General features: G+C 42.6%; 13 protein-coding genes. 10 read left to right on the top strand and 3 right to left on the bottom strand.

The annotated features are described in order from the left end of the window. Positions 1-83 precede the first annotated feature (83 nt). The 3 genes from AAG747_RS14335 to AAG747_RS14325 form a co-directional block, all read right to left on the bottom strand. Positions 84-1,433, bottom strand: a complete 1,350-nt coding sequence (locus AAG747_RS14335; protein WP_346821868.1) for a hypothetical protein — start codon at positions 1,431-1,433, stop codon at positions 84-86. A gap of 106 nt (positions 1,434-1,539) precedes the next feature. Continuing rightward, entirely contained in the window at positions 1,540-2,280 is a 741-nt protein-coding gene (locus AAG747_RS14330; protein WP_346821867.1) for a hypothetical protein, read from the bottom strand. A 90-nt stretch (positions 2,281-2,370) separates the two neighbouring features. Next, on the bottom strand, positions 2,371-3,138 hold the full coding sequence (locus AAG747_RS14325) for a hypothetical protein (protein ID WP_346821866.1): 768 nt from the start codon (positions 3,136-3,138) through the stop codon (positions 2,371-2,373). Between the two features lie 390 nt (positions 3,139-3,528). Here AAG747_RS14325 and AAG747_RS14320 point away from each other — a divergent pair, with 390 nt between their 5' ends. The 10 genes from AAG747_RS14320 to AAG747_RS14275 all read left to right on the top strand — a co-directional run bounded on the left by AAG747_RS14320 (position 3,529) and on the right by AAG747_RS14275 (position 23,359). Further along, positions 3,529-5,826 carry a GH92 family glycosyl hydrolase gene (locus AAG747_RS14320; RefSeq protein ID WP_346821865.1) on the top strand — a complete coding sequence of 766 codons (2,298 nt, stop codon included), beginning with the start codon at positions 3,529-3,531 and terminating at the stop codon, positions 5,824-5,826. Between the two features lie 222 nt (positions 5,827-6,048). Continuing rightward, positions 6,049-6,636, top strand: a complete 588-nt coding sequence (locus AAG747_RS14315) for an LURP-one-related family protein (RefSeq protein ID WP_346821864.1) — start codon at positions 6,049-6,051, stop codon at positions 6,634-6,636. Between the two features lie 340 nt (positions 6,637-6,976). Next, positions 6,977-9,904, top strand: a complete 2,928-nt coding sequence (locus tag AAG747_RS14310) for a hypothetical protein (RefSeq protein WP_346821863.1) — start codon at positions 6,977-6,979, stop codon at positions 9,902-9,904. Between the two features lie 545 nt (positions 9,905-10,449). Continuing rightward, on the top strand, positions 10,450-13,521 hold the full coding sequence (locus tag AAG747_RS14305) for a SusC/RagA family TonB-linked outer membrane protein (RefSeq protein WP_346821862.1): 3,072 nt from the start codon (positions 10,450-10,452) through the stop codon (positions 13,519-13,521). 22 nt (positions 13,522-13,543) lie between these two features. Further along, a complete protein-coding gene (locus AAG747_RS14300; RefSeq protein ID WP_346821861.1) occupies positions 13,544-14,938 on the top strand; it encodes a RagB/SusD family nutrient uptake outer membrane protein in 1,395 nt (464 codons plus the stop codon). Between the two features lie 97 nt (positions 14,939-15,035). Beyond that, positions 15,036-15,542 carry a DUF5004 domain-containing protein gene (locus AAG747_RS14295; RefSeq protein ID WP_346821860.1) on the top strand — a complete coding sequence of 169 codons (507 nt, stop codon included), beginning with the start codon at positions 15,036-15,038 and terminating at the stop codon, positions 15,540-15,542. A 12-nt stretch (positions 15,543-15,554) separates the two neighbouring features. Next, positions 15,555-16,679 carry a hypothetical protein gene (locus AAG747_RS14290; protein ID WP_346821859.1) on the top strand — a complete coding sequence of 375 codons (1,125 nt, stop codon included), beginning with the start codon at positions 15,555-15,557 and terminating at the stop codon, positions 16,677-16,679. Positions 16,680-16,730: 51 nt separating this feature from the next. Next, positions 16,731-18,071, top strand: a complete 1,341-nt coding sequence (locus tag AAG747_RS14285) for a SusF/SusE family carbohydrate-binding protein (RefSeq protein ID WP_346821858.1) — start codon at positions 16,731-16,733, stop codon at positions 18,069-18,071. 129 nt (positions 18,072-18,200) lie between these two features. Then, positions 18,201-21,326 (top strand): alpha-amylase family glycosyl hydrolase, encoded by a 3,126-nt coding sequence (locus tag AAG747_RS14280; RefSeq protein ID WP_346821857.1) that lies wholly within the window; start codon positions 18,201-18,203, stop codon positions 21,324-21,326. A 146-nt stretch (positions 21,327-21,472) separates the two neighbouring features. Continuing rightward, positions 21,473-23,359, top strand: coding sequence for a glycoside hydrolase family 13 protein (locus tag AAG747_RS14275; protein ID WP_346821856.1), 1,887 nt, complete (start codon positions 21,473-21,475; stop codon positions 23,357-23,359). Positions 23,360-23,411: the final 52 nt, after the last annotated feature.

Here is a 23,411-nt window from a genome sequence, read left to right as displayed (position 1 = left end):
TTGTTAAGTGTGTGTAACTGATGAAATATAAGCCCTGCTTTCTCAGAAAACAGGGCTTATATTCATAACTAACTATTTATCGCTTATGCTTTTGACCAAGAGCCACTGTCTAGTATGTCTCCTTTTTCATCGAATTCTTTCCAAGTACCATTGCCTTCTGCATCACATTGGACAAAATATTCCCGTATCCCTTCTCTCGTGAAAAGTAGATTTCCCGACCCGTCTGCATGAACTTCATGTTCAAGTGAACCCTGATCATCTTCAAAAAGAAAGGAGGTACTGCCATCTTCTTTTTCTTCCCAAGTAGAGGTATAATCCACTTTGCCAAATTGAAATTCTATAACTTTTAATTTTTTTCCGTCTTTCGACTGCCGAGCTTCAAACTTTTTTTGAAAAGCCTCTCCCTCTTTCACAAAGACTTCCAATACATATTCCCCCTCTTGTTGTGACACTTGACAGGCAATCGTCTCATCCTCTTTGTTCCATTGATAAACCAAATATTCCCCTTCCGCCGGTACGACCGGTGTATTGGAGATCTCGGCATCTTCCGGTATGTCAAAGTAAGCCGTGATATAATCTCTGAAATTATAGAAGATTTCTTGATGAAATTTAGCCAGCCTTTGTGCATGTTCATCCTCTGAATCCAATACCCCTTGAGGTAAGGCAATTTCTTCAAAGCCGTCTATCAGAGCAAGTTTCACTTCTTCCAAAGGCTTTGGCCAAGAGCCGCTGTCCACTTTTTTTCCCTCTTCATCATATTCTTCCCAGAAGCCTTTCCCTTCTGCATCCCATTGAATGATGCTTTCCAACTTATTATTTTTAAACAATTGTTGTTTGCCAGAGCCATTTGCATGGAGAACCTGCTCAAACTTTTGATGATCTTTAAGGTAGACAATGTAAACCTCCCCGTTTTCAGCTCGCTCCCATTTGATAATAATATCAGTTGAGACTTCCTTTACCTGGACCTTTTTTCCATCTTTTGATTGATGAGCCTCAAGATATTTTTGAAAGTTTCCCCCTTCATCGGTTTTGATAAAAGCCTCCAATAAATATTCATCATTCTTCTTTGAAAGTTGATAGGCAAGGGTTCCATCCTCTGTAACCCACTGGTATACCAGATATTCTCCTTCGGCCGGGACAATCGGTGTATTCGACTTCACTGCATTAGCTGGGGGAGTAAAGTAATGAATGTAGTGGTTTTTATGGAAAAGTTGAATGAACTCATGGCGCTCAACCACTTGTTTTGCATGTTTATCCTCTGAATCCAATACCCCTTGAGGTAAGGCGATTTCTTCAAAGCCGTCTATCAGAGCAAATTTTACTTCCTCGAGTGAGGGTTCCGGTTGTGGAGCCTCATCATCGTCCTTGGAACAAGAGGTGAATAATAAGGATGTAAAGAGTGTTGTAAGAATTACTAATTGAAATTTTTTCATGGATTTTTTATTTGTTAAGTCATGTGTAACTGATTGAATCTGTTTATCGCCTCTTAGAGACAGAAGTTATATTCTGAGGATAATTGTTTGCCGTCAGGGTTGAAATTTATTTTTTTGACCAGGAGCCACTATCGTTTACAGTTGTTCCATCCTCCTCAAATTCTGTCCAAGTACCATTGCCTTGGGCGTCCCATTGGATGATGTTGCTTGGCTTATTATTTTTAAATAATGTTTGTTTACCAGAACCGTCCGGGTGAAGAACCTGCTCAAACTTTACTTCTTCATACTCAAAGGCAAAGTGGATGCTACCGTTCTTTTCTTCCCAAGTAGTAGTTCCTTCTTCTAAGTCTGCAACAGATTCTAAGAGATTGATTTGTAGTTTTTTACTGTCTTTGGCTTGATAAGCTTCAAAGAGCTTTAAATGAGCATCATTTTCTCCTTGAATAAATACTTCTAATAAATAGTTATTTTCTTGTTGAGAGACTTGGCAAAAGATGGTTTCCTGCTTATCATTCTTCCATTGGTATACCAAGTACTCGCCTTCTCCCGGAGTAATTGGTGTATTGGAGGTTTCCGCATCCTCAGGAATGGTAAGGTAAGTCGTGTAATAGCTTCTGTATTTCTTGGTGTAATCTATCCTGCGAAGGGCTATTCTGGCGTGTCCATCCTCCTCTTCGTTCAATAACCCTTGAGGTAAGATGATTTTCTCAAAGCCGTTTATCAGAGCAAATTTTACTTCTTCGAGTGAGGGTTCCGGTTGTGGAGCCTCATCATCGTCCTTCGAACAAGAAGTGAATAATAAAGAAGTAAGAAGTGTTGTAAGAATTACTAATTGAAATTTTTTCATGGATTTTTTATGAAGTACGTTGTAGTGAAAAAAATACCCGTTGGTAACTCGCTACCAACGGGAAATAGTTTGAATCACTGTTTTGTTTCCTTATACTGTCCAAGAGTCGCTTTCTACAACTTTTCCTTCAGAATAGTACTTCCAAGAGCCATTGCCTTGTGCATCCCATTCAACGAAGTAGTAAAGTTCACCTTCTATATAATACTGGACTTTCCCTGAAGCATCCGCATTGACTTCCAATTCATAAACTAAGGCATCATTACCAAAGTCGAATTTGAAATAAATACTACCATTATCTCTGTGTTCCCAAATATAGTTAGCAGTTACATCATCTAATTTGCCATTATCATCCAAATCATAAAAGTCAAAAACTTTCATGGAACCCTTTTTTCCATCTGTTGATTGACGTGCCTCAATATATTTTACTAAAGTTGATGAGCCCTCTCCATCGTTGATAAATGCTTCAAATACATATTCGTTTCCCTGTTGAGAGACTTGGTAAGCAATGGTCAAACCGTCATAACTCCATTTGTACACCAAGTATTCTCCACTGGTTACTCTCCCTCCGGCTGCATTAATAGGGGTATTGGATTTTTCTGCACCCTCTGGAATAGTAAAGAAATTCATATACGATTTAAATGAATTGGCTTGCTGAATATAGCCTAATACTTGTTGAGCATTCGGATCTTCAGATTTTTGTAAATTTTGGGGAGCAGTAATTTCCTCAAAATCCTCCTTCAAAGCAAACTTTACATCTTCCAGTTTGGCTGGTTGGGGATCGTCATCGTCTTTTGAACAAGAAGTAAGTAAAAGTGGTGTGATAAATAGCGCGTAAACAAAAAATTTAAGCTTTTGCATTAAGGTTAAGTTTAAATTGAACATAGTTACCAGATGTAATACACGCAAAAGCGATCGGTTAGATGTAACCGGACTTGGGTAATTAACACTTATTAACAAATTGTGTTATGCTTAACAATTTCAAAGAGGGTGCTAATAAAGTGGTTTATAAGGGGTTAGAGGTGTATAGGGCGAATCCGGTATTTTTTGCCTGCAAATATGTTAACAATCTTTTAGAAACTTGAAAGCTAGAGATAGTGAGGATAGGTTTGCAGTATTGTATCAGTTATAGAAACGTAAGGGTTGGTAAATCGTAAAGGTGCCTTCACAAATTGCCGGACTTATTCCCCTTTCCCCATCTTTTGCTATCTTTCCGCTTTGATGTAAAAACTATAAACGAATCAACTAAAAATGAAATTAACATCTTACACCTGGCTGTTGTTGACAGCGCTTTTTATGGCTTGCCAGGCGGACAAGAAGTCCGGGCAGGCAGATTCCCCGACTGCTGAGGAAGCTGACTTTATGCAGTATGTCGATCCTTTTATCGGTACGGACGGGATTGTGCATACCTTTCCCGGGGCCACCTATCCTTACGGAATGATCCAACTGAGCCCGGACGGGGACACCAAAGGGTGGAACTGGTGCTCCGGCTACCATTATTCCGATGAAAATATCAAAGGTTTCAGTCATACACACCTGAGCGGCACCGGTTGGTCCGATTTAGGGGATATCTTATTGATGCCAACCGTTGGAGAATTGAAACTGAATTCCGGCCCGAAAAATGATCCGGATGCAGGGTACCGTTCACGTATTTCTCATGATGACGAATCGGCTACCGCAGGTTATTATCAAGTAAAACTGCTGGATTATGATATCAATGCAGAGTTGACCACTACCCCAAGAGTCGGTTTTCACCGCTATACTTTTCCCGAATCGAAAGAGGCCCATGTCATCATCGATCCTACCAGTATCATTTTCGGAAAAACACAAGAAACACATGCCAAAATCACCGATGAACAAACCATTGAAGGCTATTGCCATAGCTCGGGATGGGGCGGAAATCGCTTTGTGTATTTTACGGCCCGTTTTTCAAAGCCTTTCCAAAAAGCAGGAGTCAGTCTGAAAGATGCGGTATTGGAAAATGAAAAAGAAGCCAAAGGGGCCGATGCCAAAGCATTTGCCAGTTTTGAAACTCAAGCCGGAGAAAGCATCGAAGTAAAAGTAGCCATTTCAGCCGTAAGCCTGGAAGGTGCCCGTAAAAACTTTGCAGCCGAAGGTAGCAATAAGAATTTTGACCAAGTGAAACAAGAAGCCGCACAAGCCTGGAGAACCGAACTGGCCAAAGTACAAGTGAAAGGAGGCTCGGAAGAACAAAAGAAAATTTTTTATACGGGAATGTACCATGCCATGATCGACCCCAACCTTTCGATGGATGTGGATGGGCAATATGTGGCGATTGATAAAACTCTGAAAGCGGAGGGCTTTAATAACTACAGTACGTTTTCCGTGTGGGATACTCACCGGGCCGTGCATCCGCTGCTTACCTTGATTGACCATCAGCGTACGGCTGACTTCGTCAACTCACTGGTCAGTCGCCATGCCGAAGGAGGACAGTTGCCCATATGGGAACTGTGTGGTTTTGACAATCGCTGTATGGTCGGTTATCCTTCCGTGTCCGTCATTGCCGATGCGATTATGAAAGAGGTACCGGGTATTGATGTGGAAAAAGCCTATGCCGCGATGCGGGCCATTGCCTTTCACCCGAAACCTACGGACCTGGGCGATCCGGGAGGGTTGGAAGAATATCTGGAATTAGGTTATGTATCGGCAGATGTACCACAGTCGGTGTCAAAGACTATGGAATTTTCGTATTACGACTGGTGCATTGGCAAAGTAGCCGAAAAGCTGGGCAAAGCCGAGGATGCAAAGTTGTTTTTTGAGAGGTCGAAAAACTTTATGAAACATTACCATCCCGAGCGCCAATTATACTGGCCGAAAGACCGGAACGGTAATTGGGTGGAAGGCATTTCCCTGACCGACTGGGAAGACCTGAAAGGACATTATGTATCGGGAAATATTTGGGCGTATAGTTATTACTACCCGCATGCTACCAACATGGCGATCGAGTTGATGGGAGGAAAAGAGGCTTTCGCTCAAAACCTGGACAAACTGTTTGCCGAACCTATGAATATGGAAGGCGAGCAACATGTGGATATTTCCGGCTTCATTGGGCACTATGGACACGGAGACGAGCCTGGCCATCAAATTACCTATTTGTACAATTACGTAGGCCAACCATGGAAAACCCAAGAGAGAGTAAGCGAGGTGATGAAAACCATGTATGCAGCCAAGCCTGACGGGATGCCAAACAACGATGATTGTGGGCAAATGTCCGTATGGTACAACTTTTCAGCCATTGGGTTTTACCCGGTGTGCCCGGGCGATTCGAACTATATATTAGGAGCGCCCAAGTTTGACGAGACGGTTTTCCAAGTAGCAACCGGCAAAACTTTCACGGTAAAAGCCGAAGGGTTAAGTGCGGAAAATGTCTATGTTCAAAGTGTAAAGTTGAATGGAAAAGAATATCCTAACACTTATATCACTCATCAAGATATTATGAATGGAGGAGAGTTGGTGTTTGTGATGGGCCAGGCTCCGTCTGAGTGGGGAACTTCCGCAGAAGCCAGTCCACTATCAGCATTGCAATAAATATGAGTAACTTATCATCTCTTATGAGTTTTTAAAAGAAATTTTCAAATATAAATTCATTGGGGAGAGTAGCTCTCAAAAGGCCATAGTGATATCTATCTTTCACTATGGCCTTTTTTGAATTAAAATTCGTCATTTGCGCTAGTCAGTTAAAATATTATAAAGCTGTAGCGTTGAAAACACATACAAATAGCTATTTAACACTCTTAAAAGAAACTGTACATGAATCCTGTACTAAACCAAAACCTGTTTTTTGTTAAAGAACATGTAGGCATGTTCAAAGCCGCTAACAATTTTGATATCTATGACCCGGAAAGTCAGGAAATGTTGATGAATTGCCGGGAAGACAATCTGGGCTTTTTCACCAAAATGCTCCGTTTTACCGACTACAAGCGGATGACTCCTTTCGAAATTGAAATCAAAACATCTTCCGGAGAAAAAGTATTAACTGTCAAAAGAGGAATTTCTTTGTTCTTATCTACCGTAGAGGTATATGACGATCAAAACCAATTGATGGGTAAGTTTAAACAAAAGTTCTTTTCCCTTGGAGGTAAGTTCAGTATCCTGGATGCCAACGACAATGAGTTGTGTATGCTGAAAGGAAAATGGACCGGTTGGGATTTTAAGTTTATCAAAGACAATATGGAGTTTGCCAGAGTAACTAAAAAGTGGAGTGGTATGGGCAAAGAGCTTTTCACTTCTGCCGACAATTATATTCTGCAAATTGAGGACTCCGTACCGGAAAATAACCGTTTGCGAATTCTTATCCTGGCAGCCGTGATGTGTATTGATATGGTGTTGAAGGAATAGTAATATTAAGCCTGTTGTCGTGTAAACGAACCTTCCGTCCAAGAAACTTTTATTCTTTTCTACTGTGTCTCTATGGTGGTTAACAAAAAATTGAACCACATAGAGCACAATAGAAAACACAGGCGTTTGAAAAAACAGGTGTCACCGGAGTTCCGTTCGGCCTTTACAAACCGCTTAATCAGCCTTTGATGAATTCATCCGAATGGTATTGTTCAGAGAACTGTTAACAGATCATTGAATGATTTCTTTCATCAAGGGTTTCAGCGAACCGGTTTCTGTTGCGTACTTTTGTAGAGATTTCTTTATATTTCCCCATTAACGAGGAAATTTCAATGTGAAAATGAGGAAGTACTTAATAGCAATTACGCTACTATTTATCTGGATAGTTACTCTCCCCGGTATTGCCCAACAGTACCATCATCAATACTATGATATTAATGAAGTTCTTTCCAAAGAATTGATCAAACAAGTGGTCAAAGACAAGGAAGGATATGTATGGGTGGCTACGGACGAAGGTATTTTGCGTTTTGATGGCGTTAATTCCCGCTTATTTTATAAAGAGCTTCCTTCTCCGTATACCAAGGCCTTTTGTGTTCGGAAAAACGGAAACTTACTGGTATTGCATGACAAAGGGGTGATGGAGATCCACAACCGGCCGGATACAACGGTGTTTAAATACCCAAAGGTACACGGCCGGCCCCTTACCGATACCTTATTTTATCCGAAGTCGATTTTTGAAGATAGTAAAGGCAATTTGTGGGTAGGAGAAAACCGGATTGTGGTCAAATTTGATCAAGAAGGAGTATCCCGGTACGATTTGGGAGCGGAAAACACTTCTGCGGACTATCATCGTAGTTATTCCTTTGCGGAGGATGCGTTTGGAAACCTCTGGATGGCATCTTATAAGGGGCAATTGTTTGTGTACAATGAAAATTACAAGCGCTTTGATCCGGTGGCTACTCAAGTCAAGCTCAAGGACCTGGCCGTATTGGAAAACTATAAAGGAGACTATCTGTTATTAGGTGGAAAAGAGGGCTTATTACAACTCAAAATCGATAGCGATCAACAGATTCTCAGTCAACAATTTTACCCGGAAATTAAAGAGGTGTTTTCATTGGTTTTTACTTCTGAAAATGAGCTGTTTATAGGTTCTTGGGATCAGGGGCTTTTTAAAGCAAAAATCAGCGAAGAGCACCTGGAATACTATCTGATAGAAGAGGTGCCTTTTACGGATATTATCAGCCTGCATTATGACCCGCTTGCAAAAGAATTATGGATAGGAGGCAGTGAAAATGTAGGAATATTGAAAGCGACTTTGGTGCATCCTGTTCTTCCTACCGTACCGTACCGGATTGAGTCTTTGGATATTAGCCCTGAAAAACAGGTGCACTATACCGTAGGAACGCATGTCTATGCCCTCTCCGGGAACCGCACTTATTGGGCAACTACCCAAAAAGTAAACTTGTCAGAATCGTATATTGATAGGTTGGTGGTAAAAGAAGACCATATGTGGATGGCTTCGGCTTTCGGACAAATCTTTAGAAAAGATCGTCAGACAGGACAAGTAGAGTTACTACTACACGATCCGGATTTTACGATTTTACATGTGTATGAAGATACGGAAGAGAATGCCTGGTTTACCGGAAGTCTGAAAGGGTTATTGAAAATCAAAGAGGGGCAAAAGCCTTGGTATTATCCTGAAGTAGTCAACTCTCAAGTAGTACGGCAATCGCCTTTCGGAGAAGTATTATGTGGCGGGAGCGGTAAAGAGGGGTACTTATATAAATATGATAAAATCGCAGACCGGTTTATGAATATCAGCCTTCCTTTGCCTTTTCCTTCCGAGGAACCCTTGTTAGTTAATGATTTGAGCTTTGGCGCTCAGGGCGATTTATGGTTGGCGACTTCCAAAGGATTGTTAAAGGCGGGCTATCGCAATGGTAAGTACCATAACTTGCAAAGAGTCCGGTTAGACGGCTTTAATGAAAATGAACCGGTACGGGCGGTATGGGTCAGTGAGCAGGGAATATGGTTGGCCAACTCGTATGGCTTGGTATATTACCACAATGAAAAGACCATGTTGTTTAACCGTGAGAACGGTTTGCCTTCAAAAATCCTGAAAGCCCGGGGGTTGGTAGGCGATGCCAAAGGGAATATCTGGGTAGCCACGGCCAAAGGAGTGGCGGAAGTACAAAGCCCGGATAGCCGGATTTTACGAAAAACTCCTCAGCCGATTTTGCAAAACCTTACGGTCAACGGGCAAAAATACAGCTTATCAGACACGGTGCAATTGATATTTCCATACAATGCCCGTTGGGAAGTGGAGTACATTTCTTTGTCGTATCCCGGCAATCAAATGGTATACCAAGCCCGTATTTTACAACTGGACAGCACCTGGTCCAAGGTATCCACCAATCGCAACATCTCCGTATTAGGAATGAGTGAGGGAGAGTATGTATTACAGGTGCGCAGTAGAAAGAATGCCATGTTATGGAGCGATCCTTTGGTCGTGCCTTTTACCATAGCCACCCCCTGGTTTAAAACCTGGTGGGCGTATCTTCTGTTTGCCTTCGCCTTTTGCGGTTTGATTTTACTGACCGTAAAAGTGTACAATTTTAATTTGATCCGGCAAAAGCAACGGCTAAGAGAGATTATCGATGCCAGAACGCAAGAAATTAACCGGCAGAAGAATGAACTGATCGAACAGCAAAAAAAGATTATTCAACAAAAAGAAGAACTCTTAGAGAAAAACGAAGCACTGTTTAAGTCGCAGAAAGCTTTATCCGAAGCAGATTTGAATTTTTTGCATTTGAAAGAAAAGCAATTGCACGAGCAGGTAGAATATAAAAACAAACAATTGACCACTCTTAACTTGCACTTAATCCAGAAAAACCAGTCGCTGAAAGAGATGCGAAGCAAACTGGAAGAGCTGATAAAATCGTCCAAAAGAGCCTCGCAAACGGATTTGAAACAATCGCTGAAAATGATTGATGAAAGTTTTCGGCTGGATAAGGATTGGGAAGAGTTTAAGCTCTATTTCGAACAGGTGTATACAGGCTTTTACGCCAAACTTAAAGTGAACTACCCCGAACTTACTTCCCAGGAGTTGCGGCATTGTGCCTTGATTCGCTTGAACCTCAATATTCAGACGGCCGCATCTATTTTAGGCATTTCTCCCGAAAGTATTAAAGTATCCCGTTCTCGCTTGCGTAAAAAGCTCAACCTACCTAATAATCAGAACCTGAATGATTTTATTTTAAACATTTAACAGGCTGTATCCATAAGCATGTACGGATGGCCTTCCTATCAAAATTCCTGTTGGGGTTGATACATCAAACCGTAACGGTTTAATGTGGATCGTCAAAGAGGTTTTTGAGGAGTGTATGTTCGATAATTTGATGGTAAATCCTGGTGGAAACTTGTCTTATACATTCTGTTTTTGCCATTGGGTACAGGTTAACAATCGGTAAACATTAGCAAATTTTCGCTGGAAATTTCTTCGGGTCAACAGAATGTTAATATTTCTTTGTTAACCAATTGTTAACCTCTCTTTTTAGAGGTTTCTAGCTTGTATAGCTGGTTTTTTGCTTTTTTAAGTAGTGCCCTTGATCCGTTTAATTCATCAGAGTCGCTAACTAATTGTATGCGGTTCTATTTGGTGGATCTGTAAAAGCTTTTGAATTTAAATGAAAATCTGACACTTGCGGATTGTATAATTGATGTCAGTTACAATTTAAAATTATCAAACTACTGGATAGGTTGATGGAATGTCATACTCAATTATCCAATACTATTTAAACTACTTGCGTAAATATGAAAAGTTACTACAGACTCATTTTAGTTGTCCTGTTATGCTTTGTATTAGCTGAGGGCAATTCGTTGTTTGCACAACAACTGGCAGTAAAAGGAACAGTAACGGATGCAACCGATGAGAGTCCTATTCCAGGGGTGAATATCCTGATTAAAGGAACCAGTACAGGCGCATTTTCTGATTTTGATGGAAAGTTTAACATCAAAGTAGAGAAAGGGCAAGTACTGGTTTTCTCATTTGTGGGATATGAAACGTTGGAAATGGAGATTACGAATCAAACCGTATTGAATGTGAAGTTGGATGCCAATATTCAACAATTGGACGAAATTGTAGTGGTGGGCTATGGAAGTTTGACCCAACGGGAAGTGACAGGGTCTATTGCCCGGGTGAAAGGTCAGGAGTTGGCAGAAGTGCCTACTCCAAGTTTTGAGGCCGCTTTGCAAGGGCAGGCTGCAGGGGTGCAAGTCATTCAAGGAAGTGGCTATGCCGGATCGGGTTCGGTAATCCGTATCCGGGGGGCGGCTTCGGTGAGTGCCTCCGGAGATCCTTTGTACGTAGTGGATGGGTTGCCTGTCACTAGCGATCAGTTTTTGACCGGAAATGAAGGTGCTTTTAATACGAATCCACTGGCTTCGCTGAACCCGAACGATATCGAAGATATCAAAATTCTGAAAGATGCCTCTGCGGTGGGGATTTACGGATCAAGAGCTGCCAATGGGGTGGTGTTTGTGACCACCAAGAGAGGAAAATCCGGAAAACCCAAGTTTACCTTCTCCACCCGGCACGGGGTTTCTCAACCGGTAGCCAAAGCCAAAATGCTGAATACCGCTCAGTACTTGCAGTTGCGTCAGGAAGCCTGGGAAAATGACGGGGGAACCGGTGCCGTGTACCTGCCTGGGTATACCTCAGCAACAGATGATGCGGCTACCCGTCTGGCGGCTTTTGAAAAAGCCAGCCAAGTAGATACCGATTGGTGGGACGAAACGACTAGGGTCGGATATAAACAGGACTACAACTTATCTATGTCCCAAGGAACAGACAAACTTAAAAGCTATGTAGGCGCTTCATATAGCAACAATGAAAGTTATTTGAAAGGCAACAAGCTGGAACGCTTCACCGCCAGAGCAAATTTGGATTATGCCTTGTTGTCCAACCTGGATATGAGCCTGGGTGCTTCTTTTGCACGGATGGTCAATCACCGGGTAGATGCCGCTTGGACAGGGGGACTGGGAGACGCCATGTCCGAAGCATTGCCTATTTATCCGGTGTACAACGATGACGGGTCGTTTTTCCTTCCTTCAAATAAAAAGAACCCTTTGTGGAGAGGGGCTAACAAGACTCTCAGAACCTATCAAACTACGGCCATGGGGAATTTGAACTTTACCTATAGGCCGGTTAAAAACCTGACGATCAAAGTAGGGGGGAATTATGAGTATTTAAACTTAAAGGATCATAAGTGGGAATCGGGAGAATTGTTAAACACAACCCATAAGGGAACTGCCGAGTTGGACCAGGATGAGATCAATAACTACAACTGGGTGGCTACGGCAGAATATAAATTTGATTTGGGAGCCGATCATACCTTCAAATGGTTGCTGGGGCACGAATACCAGCGCAGTGAAACCAAAGGTTTTGATGACCGGAAGATCACTGATGTAACGGCTCCTTGGTACGATGATCCTGAATATGAGGACACAAATTATGAAGGAGGAACTCCTTTTGAAGGAAAACTCTCGAAATTTATCAGCTACTTCGGCCGCTTGAACTACACTTTCAAAGACCGGTATACCTTTCAAGCAACCTTAAGGGCCGACGGTTCTTCAAAATTCGGAGATAACAAGCGCTTTGGAGTATTCCCCACCGCAGCAGTGGCCTGGATTGTTTCGGAAGAAGCGTTTTTGAAAAATAGCAAGATTATCAGCTTCTTGAAGCTTAAAAGTAGCTGGGGCTTGACGGGAAATTCGAATTTTGGTGAGAATAAATACCTTTCCAAATACGTAAATCAACCGGCTCCCGGGTACAATGGAAAACCTATTTTGTATCCTGAACAATTAGGAAATCCGGATTTGCAATGGGAACAAGCTGAAAATTATGATGCAGGGATTGAAATCGGATTGTTTAATGACCGGATTACTTCCGAAATCTCATATTACCGCAGGTATACAAGTAAAGTACTGATGGAAGTGACACTGGCTCCGCAAATTGGTTTTGAAGATAAACAATTTGACAATGTAGGAGAAATCCTGAATGAAGGAGTCGAGTTTTCTATCACCACACAAAACTTAACAGGGGCTTTCCAATGGAGTACTACCTTTAATATAGCCCACAATAATAATATCATTAAATCCATTGGTAAGTTTTCTCAAGAAGCCGTAAGTGGAGGGACCAATGACACCCGCGTGATCCCCGGTTACTCTGTGGGAACCAATTACTTGGTGCGTTTTTCACGGATTGATCCTGAAAACGGTAGGCCTATTTACTTGGATAAAGAGGGTTACGAAACCTATACATGGGACCCTGCAAACCGGGTAGCTGCCGGAAATATTATGCCGGATTTCACCGGATCGTTGAACAATACCTTTGCCTACAAAAACTTTGATATGCAGGTTTTATTTGTCTTTACCCGGGGAGGAGACATCTTTGATTCTTCTTCCAAAAGACAATTGGGAGTGGTGACTACCTGGAACATGCGGGAAGACTTGTTTGATCGTTGGAGGCAGCCGGGAGACCAAGCCCAATATCCCCGTTTGACTTTGGATACGGAAACTTATGGCTCGAACACTCCATGGATTAATACTGATCAGTGGCTTCATGACGGCTCGTATATGCGCTTAAGGCGTTTGTCGATTGGCTATACCTTTTCTTCCAACCTTTTGGAAAAACTCAAATTATCCAGCGCACGGGTAAGCCTGACCGGAACCAATTTGTTGACATTTACGGAGTTTCCCGGGTTGGATCCTGAAGTTGCCAGGGATTTTGAGCATGCTACCGACCGGAATCTCAGTCCGAACGTGACGTACCTGACCCCTCCGCAAGAGAGGACTTTTACACTGGGATTGAATGTCTCTTTTTAAAACCTGAATACTAAGAAATACTATGAAATTTTCTATAAAATATATCATTGCTTGGGTGGCTGCTTTACTATTTTTTACCACCTCTTGTGACGAACAATTGGAAGTGCCTTTACCATCTGACAGTTTTACCAGGGAAGAGGCTCTGAAAACGAAGGCCGATTTGGAATTGTTGTTGAACTCGGCGTATGACGTATTTGCCAATATATATAATGGTCGCAGCCAGGTTTTATCCGCCTTGTTAGCAGACAACATAGGCAATAATTTTGTCGATGGCAACGGCTTCTTTAGAGAGGTGTACAACCGGAATACGAATTTTTTTAATTCGGAGATCGGTACCTATTACAAAGATCCTTATAAGGCCATTGCCCGGGCCAATGTGTTGATAGAAGTCGTAGAGTCTGGAAGTATTCCGGATTTGGACGATGCTTCTGCGTCCCGCATGAAAGGAGAGGGCTTGTTTATCCGTGCGGTCATGCATTTTAATTTAATTCGTATGATGGCCCAGCCTTATGGATATTCCTCTGACAACTCCCATCCGGGAATCGCCTTAAAAGTCAGCTCTGCTGCTGAGGTGTTACCACGAGCCTCCGTGAAAGAAGTGTACGACCAGGTTCTACAAGATTTAAATGAGGCTATCGCGATATTGCCGGCAGAAAACGGGGTTTATGCAACTTCCTGGGCGGCCAAAGCTTTTTTGGCCAGGGTGTATTTCCAAATGAACGACTTTGCCAATGCAGCCAAATATGCCGGAGAAGTGATTGACGGTGGACAGTTTGAATTGGAAAATGAGGTACAAGGCCGTTTTTCTCAAGATATTTCTACTGAGGCTATTTTTACGACTGTGAGCCCTGGAAATAACGACAACAATGCCGGGGAATATACAGGCAAATTCAGGTCGGACAATGCCGAGCCCTTCTTAAAGCCTTCCGGTTCTATTTATGAGTTTATCACTGCGGATGCTGCAGATAAGCGAAGTGAGTGGTTCGAAATGAAAGCGTATGTAGATGAAGGACCGGAAATACTTGTGTTAAACCGTTATAATGACGATTTTTTTAATGTGGCAGTCATTCATTTGGCAGAAATGTTATTGACTCGTGCGGAAGCTTTGGCCGCTCAGAACCAAAACCTCAATCAAGCTTTAGCAGACTTGAATGTAGTCCGTACCCGTGCAGGATTGTCTGCCTTGTCTTCCGGAATGACGGCTCAGGAGCTGGTTGAAAAAGTGAGGGAGGAGCGGAGAAAAGAATTGCTTTTGGAAGGTGATCGAATCCAACAAATCAAAAGGATTGGGGCGTTAGGAGAAACTTCGGTAGTAAGAGGTGCACCTTGGAATTGTCCCGGGATGGTGTTGCAATTCCCTGCCAGCGAAGAATTGCCCGGTTATTTTGAATTGAATGAAAAAGGAGGATGCCAATAGCAAGGATCAGAAAAAGGAAGTGGTCGGTGAAAAAAAATGTCTGTCTTCCATTCTTATTCCTAAAACATGAATTTTAACGCTCTAAAAAAATATGAAGATGACTACTTATAAATATATAGGAATTTGCCTGTTGCTCTGGTGGGGGGTAAGTGCCTGCCAACCGGATGATTTTCCGGCCATTGGCGACAAAGTAAATAAAATTGAAGGCATTGAAGGGGATTGGTCGGTGCAGTCCGTGAAGCAGATTGACGAGATTGCGTTGAATGACGGAGCTTTAAATTATGAAATGGACATTACCGATTTGTTCGATTTTGACGATTATCATATCAGTTTTACTTCGGATGACGAAGGTAACCCTGCAACGTTTGAAGTAAAAGGCAAGGCGCCCAACTATGTAGATACGGAAGGTACCTGGCAGTTTGACAACGTAGAGTTTCCTACCAAAGTGATGTTGTTTACGGATGGGGCTACGGAAGCAACCAGCGTGTTTTATCTTAACCGGGTGCCCTCCAAAGGGTTTAATCTGGAGTTGAAATTCCAACGCTTTGAGGGAGATATTCCCATTCTCAGCTATGTCTACACATTTACCAAAGTGCAACCCTAACTACCGGAACTCATGAAACCACTTTCGATATATACCATTGTCATGATCTTGTTGCTTGGTACCCAACAACTATGGGCTGCCGGGCAAATTAGCAAAATATATTCTCATCCGGCGGCTTTTACGCCCGATGAAGAAGTGACCTTTTACTTTGACGTCACCGGAACGGATTTGGACGGAGAAGTGGGACCTCTGTATTTATGGACCTGGGAGCCCAACCAACCGGATGCCAAACTCGGGACTTGGGACAATTCCAGCGAAGAGGCCAAATTGACTCAAGTGGATGGTAATTTGTGGAGCTTTACCATGGTGCCCACGGATTTTTACGGGGTGGATGCCAGTGCAATTACGCAAATTTTCGGTTTGTTAAAAACCAAAGATGGCAGTAAACAAACGGGTAATTTTGATGCGGATAGTGGTACGGCCATCCAAGTATATGATTTTAGCAAAGTCGCTACGAAAATACTGGATTATTATCCCAAAAACTTCAAAGGCGATGAACCTTTGACGATTATTTTGAATGCCAATTTGGCGTGGAGTGACGGAGGAAGTTCCCAAGGACAACTAGTGGGCAAACAACCTTCTATGCACAGTGGAGTAAACGGTTGGCAAAATGTGATAGAAAGCGGTCAACCGGAAACCTTGTTGAAAGACCTTGGAGACGGGATATATAAAATTGATTTTATTCCTTCGGAGTACTATGCCTTTAGCGAGAAAATTACTGAAATCAACTGTTTGTTTAACGACAATGGTGATTGGGCGGCTTCGGGAAGAGACGTAGGTGGGGAGAATTTTTTAATCGTACCCAAGTCAGACGATGAGGAGAAAGAGTTTAGTTTCTTCCCTCAAAAGTTTACCGTAGATGATGTGGTGACACTTTTCTTTAATCAAAATCTCACGAAAGTAGAAGGCCTGAAAACCGCTACGGAGATACACTTTATCTTATCCACTACAGATGGAGCTCAAGTGATAGAAGGAGTGACTAAACCGGAAGGTGACGGAAAGTTCAGAGCAAGTATGATCCTCAACAGGATTTTTGAAGAAGCGACTTCTCTTGAAGCACTTAACCTGGTCATTCAAACCCCTGACGGTTCTGCTAAAACCGAGGAGGTAAGCGTGAGTTTAGTGCCTTTGCATTAGAAACTATAGAAGTCATTTATTACGATCAACTTACGTAAACTATCTGTGAAAATGAAAAAGATACAATTACTCTATAGTTTGATGATGGTCTTCCTGTTAGGATTTATCACTGCCTGTGAAGAAGATGAAGTGGGGGTTACTTATGATATTGAAAAACCGGTGGTCGCAATCAACGATCAGGTGTTTCAAACGGTGTATCAAAAAGGAGGGGCCTTTCAATTATTAGCCACCCTGACAGACAATAAAGAACTGACTTCAGCGAAAGTCACCATGCCCGAGTGGGGAATTGATTCTACCATGACGCTCTCCGGTACATCTTATAACCTGGACTTTAGTTTTACCATTCCCGGAGATGCCGATATTGCCCTGGTACAACGGGTCATGCTTGAGGTGATGGACGAACGGAGAAATACTACTTCCGTAGAAATTCCGGTGAATTTCGGGACAGATGCCGAGGGACCTGCCATTTTATTTGACCCCATTTCTTCCACCGAAGTATACTTGGGAGATGTGTTGGAAATCAATATTCAAATTACAGACTACTTTGGCTTGAGTGAGGTAAAAGTGAAAGCCGCTGAATTAGGTTTGGAAAAACAATTTTTTGGCAATGGGGTGGACACTCTGAACGTCTTTGCCAGTGGTGAGCAAGCAATTCGTATTGCTTCGGATATGACTTTGGGGGAGTATGATATTGTGGTGGAAGCCACGGATATTTATGGAAATACATCCACAGATACCTTGACCGTTACGGTGACCGAACCGGCTTATGAAACCATGTACATGGTAGGGGATGCTACCGAAGGGGCTTGGGACAATGCCAAGGCCACCTTGATGTATCGCCATCCTACAAAGAAAACGGAGTTTACCTATACCGGAAAGTTCAACGTTGGAAATTTTAAGTTTTTGTCTACTTTGGGCGAATGGCAACCTCAGTGGGGTAAAGGAGCGATAGAAGGAGAGTTGGGTGTGAATCTGGGAGATGGGGCTGATCCCGATGTAATAGCTATTCCCTCAGAAGGATATTATACGGTTACCATGGATTTTAAAGCCATGACCTATTCCGTGGAGACGTATGATGCAAGTGGAGCCACTTCATATACCAGTATTGGCATCATTGGCTCTGCAACGCCTAACGAATGGGCGGACCCGGATACGGATATGCAGCAGTCAACTTTTGACCCGCACCAATGGATGATCGCTAGTCAAGTGCTGACTGATGGCGAAATGAAGTTTCGTGCCGATGATACCTGGACAGTAAATTGGGGTTCTTTGGATGGCTTGCCTTATGGCATAGGTGTGCAGGATGAAGATAACCTTGGCATTACAGCCGGAAACTATCTGATTAAATTCAACGACCTTACAGGACATTATGCCGTGATTAAAATAGACTAGATAGGTCTCCTTTCAAAATAGATGACACTCTTTCTTCCGGTGCCAATCTACTTGGTACCGGGGGAATCAGAGGCTTATAGCTCTTTCAAACAATAAGTTTCAATGAAAACTTAATGAATCACTATATTCATGAAAACCAACTTATTCATCCTGCTTTTTCTATTTGTTTTGTCACAAGTAAAGGGGCAATTGGTATCCAGCGATCCTGCTTTTCCTACAGCCGACCAGCCCGTAACGCTTACTTTTGATGTGAAACAAGCCAGCGATAGCCGCGCACAAGGATTATTGGGTTTGACCGATGGAGTGTATCTATGGTCAGGGGCCGGCTCTACGGAAGGGGGGAACGCTTTTGAGTTTCAACCCACCGGGCAATCGGATTTTAACCAACCTTTCGAACCCGGTAAAATGACTTTTATCGGAGATGACCGTTGGCAAATTACCTTTACTCCCCGAATTTATTTCAATGTGCCGGAAGGAACACCCATTGCGAAACTGGGACTTTTGTTGAAAAATGCCAACGGTTCTGCTCAGACAGAAGATTTTATGTTGACTATCTATGAAGAGGGGACTTTAGAGGTTTCTTTAAATAGCCCTCAAACATTTCCTTTGTTTATAGACGAAGGAGGAAAAATAAATATTTCTGCAGAGATTTCTCAAGAAGCTGATATTACAATAGAAGTAGATGGCGGAGACGTTTATCAAGAATCTGCGGCTACGCAAGTCAGTTATGAATATACAACCACCGGAACAGGTAAGCGGGAAGTAAAAGTAACTGCCAAAGCAAATGGCAAAGTAGCGATGAAATCATTCTCTTTCCTGATCCGGCAGGCTACGGAAGAGGTCACAAAACCTGAAAATATCCGCTTGGGCATTAATTATAGTGAAAATGCTACGCAAGCGGGTTTGGCTTTACAAGCACCTGGAAAATCATCTGTATACGTGATCGGAGATTTTAACGACTGGCAACCCGGCCCGGTTCATCAAATGAAAAAAGACGGAGACATATTTTGGCTGGAAATCGAGGGATTGGAAGCGGGAAAACCTTACGTCTTTCAGTATTTAGTGGATGAATCCATTCAAATAGCAGATCCTTACAGCGAACTTGTTTCTGATCCGTATGACGATCATTATATTGATGTAACTACCTATCCGGATTTGATCGACTATCCTGAAAATCCCTTAGCCAAGGGAATTGCTTCCGTAGTACAAACCGGACAACCGGCATACACTTGGCAAGCGACAAATTACGAAAGACCTTCCAAGGAAAACTTAGTCATCTATGAGCTGTTGATGCGGGACTATTTAGGTACTCATGCTTATCAAACTTTGATTGATTCTTTGGATTACCTGAAAAACTTAGGGGTGAATGCGATTGAATTGATGCCTATTATGGAGTTTAAAGGAAATAATTCCTGGGGGTATAACCCAAATTTCTTTTTGGCACCTGACAAATATTATGGAGGTAAAAATGCTTTAAAAGCTTTAATCGATACGTGTCATGAATACGGAATGGCAGTGATTCTGGATATTGCCCTGAATCATACACACGAGTCGAATCCTTTGGCTGCTTTGTATTGGGATGAAGCCAATTTCCGTCCTTCAGCTGATAACCCCTGGTTGAATTCGGTGGCCAAGCATCCTTTTAATGTCTTTTTTGATTTTAATCATGAATCGGCCAATACCAAAGCCTTTGTGGATAGTGTCAATCGTTACTGGTTGGAGGAATACAAAGTGGACGGTTTCCGGTTTGACCTTTCGAAAGGGTTTACTCAAAACTTTTCTTCTTCGGTGGGGCAATGGAGTGCCCGTGACGAAAGCCGGATCACTTTGTTAAAACGGATGGCGGATAAGGTCTGGGAAAAAGATCCGGAAGCTTATGTCATTCTGGAGCATTTTGCTGATAATTCGGAAGAAACGGAATTGGCAGATTACGGAATGATGCTTTGGGGAAATATGCAAGAAGGCTATGCGCAAATGGCGATGGGGTATCAGGAAAATGCCAATATTGCCTGGGGTATGCACAGCCAAAGAGGTTGGCAAAACCCACATCTGGTGAGTTATATGGAAAGCCATGATGAAGAACGGCTTATGTATAAATTACAACAGTTTGGCAATGGTGCTTCCGGGTATTCTACGAAAGACCTTTCTACAGCCTTGGATAGAATTAAAGCTGCATCGGCTTTTTTCTATACCTTACCTGGGCCAAAAATGCTCTGGCAGTTTGGAGAGTTGGGGTATGATTTACCTATCAACCTTTGTTCGGACGGATCTACTGTAGATAACAGCTGTCGAACAGATCCCAAACCGGCCAAGTGGGACTATTTTCAAGATACACAGCGTTTAAAACTTTGGAAAACCCTGCAAGCATTAATACAGCTGCGTTTTTCGTACGAAGTTTTTCAAACCGGCCAGCTAACTCTGACCAACAATACTTCATTAAGCAAAGAAATCCGTTTGGTACATCCTTCGGGAAAAGTTCAACCGGAGATGGCTGAGGAAATGAGTGTGTACATTGTAGGGAATTTTGATGTGGTTAAAAAAAGTATCACAGCGAATTTTCCTTTTGCCGGTGATTGGTACCACTATTTTTCCGGAGGGGAATTGCTGGAAGTGACGGATGTTAACCGAGTACTGTCGCTCGACCCCGGAGAATTTCGTCTATATACCAATTATCCGATTACCCCTGCAGAAAGAGAACTGATGGCTTTTGTGGCTCCAAGCCCGGTAGAAAACCTTCAGGCAAATACAGACAATAAGAACATCACCCTGAGTTGGACCAGTGATTCGGAAACTGCAACCAGTTTTAAAATTCTGCGCGCAAAAGAAGGAGAAGATTTTTCCACTATTGGCAGTGTAAGCATAGAGGAACGTGAATATGTAGATGCCAACCTGGAATCAGAAATGGAATATACCTACCAGGTAGTGGCTGTGAATAAATACGGGGAAAGCGCTTCAGACGAGGTGACCGCTACAGCGCCTTTGATTACCGGCTTGAAAGATGACCTGTCTGGGTTTGCCAAAGTGTACCCCAATCCTGCAAGCAATCTTTTAACCATCGCTATGGACAAGCATTCCACGCAAACTACGGAAGTTCGTATCACCGACCTTTTTGGAAGAACCTTGTTCGAAAAGGTATTTACGGAAGTGAAAAGAAAAGAATACACACTTTCTGTAAACCACCTGCCTTCCGGCTTGTACTTTATCCATTTGGAGCAAGGTGAGCAATCGGGAAGAGAGAGGGTTTTGGTGAAATAAATAGGTTAAGCAGTGAAATTGGGAGAAAGGCAATAAAACAACTTCCCCTCCTTAACAGGGAGCAAGCCTGACCGGACGGGTGGATTGCCCCACATAAGCAAACGCCCCCTTAACATTTGAATTTAATACCCTAAAAAACGTTCGCCATGAGCCTATTAAAAAAACGATATTTTAAATGGACACTTGTAGCCATTTTGCTGCAAGCCATTAGTCTTACTACTAACGCTCAAGATCAGGCTTTGGAGCGGGTGGAACCCCCTTTTTGGTTTACCGGAATGCACAATACACAACTACAATTGTTAGTGTATGGAAAAAATATTTCGCAAGCTACAGTCAAATTGAACCATGAAGGCATACGCGTAAAGAAAGTGCAACAGGTAGAAAACCCGAACTATCTATTTATTGATCTTGAAGTTTCATCTCAGGCAGAATCGGGGAAATTTCCCTTGGAGTTTGAATGGGAAGGAGGCACTACTTTGCATTACACGTATGAGTTAAAAGAAAAAAATAAAACTGTCAACGCTCAGGCGGGTTTGGATGGTGGTGATGTGATTTACTTGGTTACCCCTGATCGCTTTGCAAATGGCAATCCGGGAAACGATGCAATAGCCCGTTTAAAAGAACAGCCCAATCGTGAATTTCATGGTGGTAGGCATGGAGGAGATTTGCAGGGAGTGAAAGACAAAATCGCTTACATGAAAGATTTGGGCGTAACAACTGTTTGGTTAAACCCGGTGTTGGAAAACGATATGAAAGAGTACTCCTATCATGGTTATTCTACCACCGATTATTATAAAGTAGATGCCCGCTATGGTAGCAATGAAGAGTATGTGGCTTTTTCAAAACAGTTGCATGATCAAGGGATGAAATTGGTGATGGATATTATTTTCAATCATTGTGGACTGGACCACTGGTGGATGAAGGATTTACCAATGAAAGATTGGATAAACCAATGGCCGGAGTATACGGGAACGAACCACGCCATTGCTTCTCTCTCCGATCCTTATGCTTCGGATACAGATAAAAAACAAATGGTGAAGGGTTGGTTTGTGCCTTCTATGCCTGATTTGAACCATGAAAATGACTTGTTGGCCAATTATCTTATACAAATGAGTCTTTGGTGGATTGAGTATGCAAACTTGGATGGCATCCGGATGGATACGTATCCTTATAATCAAAAAGATATGATGGCTAAATGGGTACAACGCATTCTTCAGGAGTACCCGGATTTCTATATAGTTGGAGAGACCTGGGTGGACAATGTAGCCAATGAAGCTTATTGGGCCGGTAAGCAAACCCGGGATAAAACGGTATTTAACTCATACTTGCCGGGGATCAGTGATTTTCCGGTGTGTTTTGCTACCCGGAAAGCCTTCGGCAAAGACGGTGACTTGAAGGCTCTCTATGACGTGTTGTCCAAAGATTTTTTATATAGTCAGCCGGAAAACAACAAGATCTTTCTGGATAACCATGATATGGACCGCTTTTTTTCTGAAATCGGTGGGGATCCGGAAAAGTTTAAACTTGCCATGACCTTTCTACTCACTACCAGGGGAGTTCCTCAATTATTTTACGGTACGGAAATACTGATGAAAGGCAAAGGTGACCATGGGGTGATCCGGGAAGATTTTCCCGGAGGATGGCCGGATGATACCCGGGATGCTTTTACCCGTAAGGGACGCAATGAGCCTGAAAACGAAATCTTTGAATACGTACGGAAGCTCCTTCGGTGGAGGCAACAAGAAGAGGCGGTTCACCATGGGAAGTTAAAACATTTTGTGCCTTATGACAATGTGTATGTTTATGCCCGCTATACCGGACAGAAAACGGTGATGGTATTGATCAACAATAACGAGGAAAATAAAACACTGGAAATGTCCCGCTTTAAAGAAGTGTGGGATGGACATACATCGGCATGGGAGGTATTGGAAGAAAAACATATTTCGGATCTGACACAAATCCGGATTCCGGCGAATAGAGCCATGATTCTGGAACTGGCCAAAAAGGGTAATGAAACAGGGAGCAGAAAGTGATGAAATGAAAGAGATCCTTAGGTTCAAATAAAAAATGAGAGTTTACCTCTAG

The sequence above is a fragment of the Rapidithrix thailandica genome, from assembly GCF_039710355.1.
Taxonomy (GTDB): domain Bacteria; phylum Bacteroidota; class Bacteroidia; order Cytophagales; family Flammeovirgaceae; genus Rapidithrix; species Rapidithrix thailandica.
This window is presented reverse-complemented; position numbering and strand designations above follow the sequence as displayed.

Coding starts and splice junctions, on each gene's coding strand:
- AAG747_RS14335 (WP_346821868.1), bottom strand. CDS start 1,433: ATGAAAAAATTTCAATTAGTAATTCTTACAACACTCTTTACATCCTTA.
- AAG747_RS14330 (WP_346821867.1), bottom strand. CDS start 2,280: ATGAAAAAATTTCAATTAGTAATTCTTACAACACTTCTTACTTCTTTA.
- AAG747_RS14325 (WP_346821866.1), bottom strand. CDS start 3,138: ATGCAAAAGCTTAAATTTTTTGTTTACGCGCTATTTATCACACCACTT.
- AAG747_RS14320 (WP_346821865.1), top strand. CDS start 3,529: ATGAAATTAACATCTTACACCTGGCTGTTGTTGACAGCGCTTTTTATG.
- AAG747_RS14315 (WP_346821864.1), top strand. CDS start 6,049: ATGAATCCTGTACTAAACCAAAACCTGTTTTTTGTTAAAGAACATGTA.
- AAG747_RS14310 (WP_346821863.1), top strand. CDS start 6,977: ATGAGGAAGTACTTAATAGCAATTACGCTACTATTTATCTGGATAGTT.
- AAG747_RS14305 (WP_346821862.1), top strand. CDS start 10,450: ATGAAAAGTTACTACAGACTCATTTTAGTTGTCCTGTTATGCTTTGTA.
- AAG747_RS14300 (WP_346821861.1), top strand. CDS start 13,544: ATGAAATTTTCTATAAAATATATCATTGCTTGGGTGGCTGCTTTACTA.
- AAG747_RS14295 (WP_346821860.1), top strand. CDS start 15,036: ATGACTACTTATAAATATATAGGAATTTGCCTGTTGCTCTGGTGGGGG.
- AAG747_RS14290 (WP_346821859.1), top strand. CDS start 15,555: ATGAAACCACTTTCGATATATACCATTGTCATGATCTTGTTGCTTGGT.
- AAG747_RS14285 (WP_346821858.1), top strand. CDS start 16,731: ATGAAAAAGATACAATTACTCTATAGTTTGATGATGGTCTTCCTGTTA.
- AAG747_RS14280 (WP_346821857.1), top strand. CDS start 18,201: ATGAAAACCAACTTATTCATCCTGCTTTTTCTATTTGTTTTGTCACAA.
- AAG747_RS14275 (WP_346821856.1), top strand. CDS start 21,473: ATGAGCCTATTAAAAAAACGATATTTTAAATGGACACTTGTAGCCATT.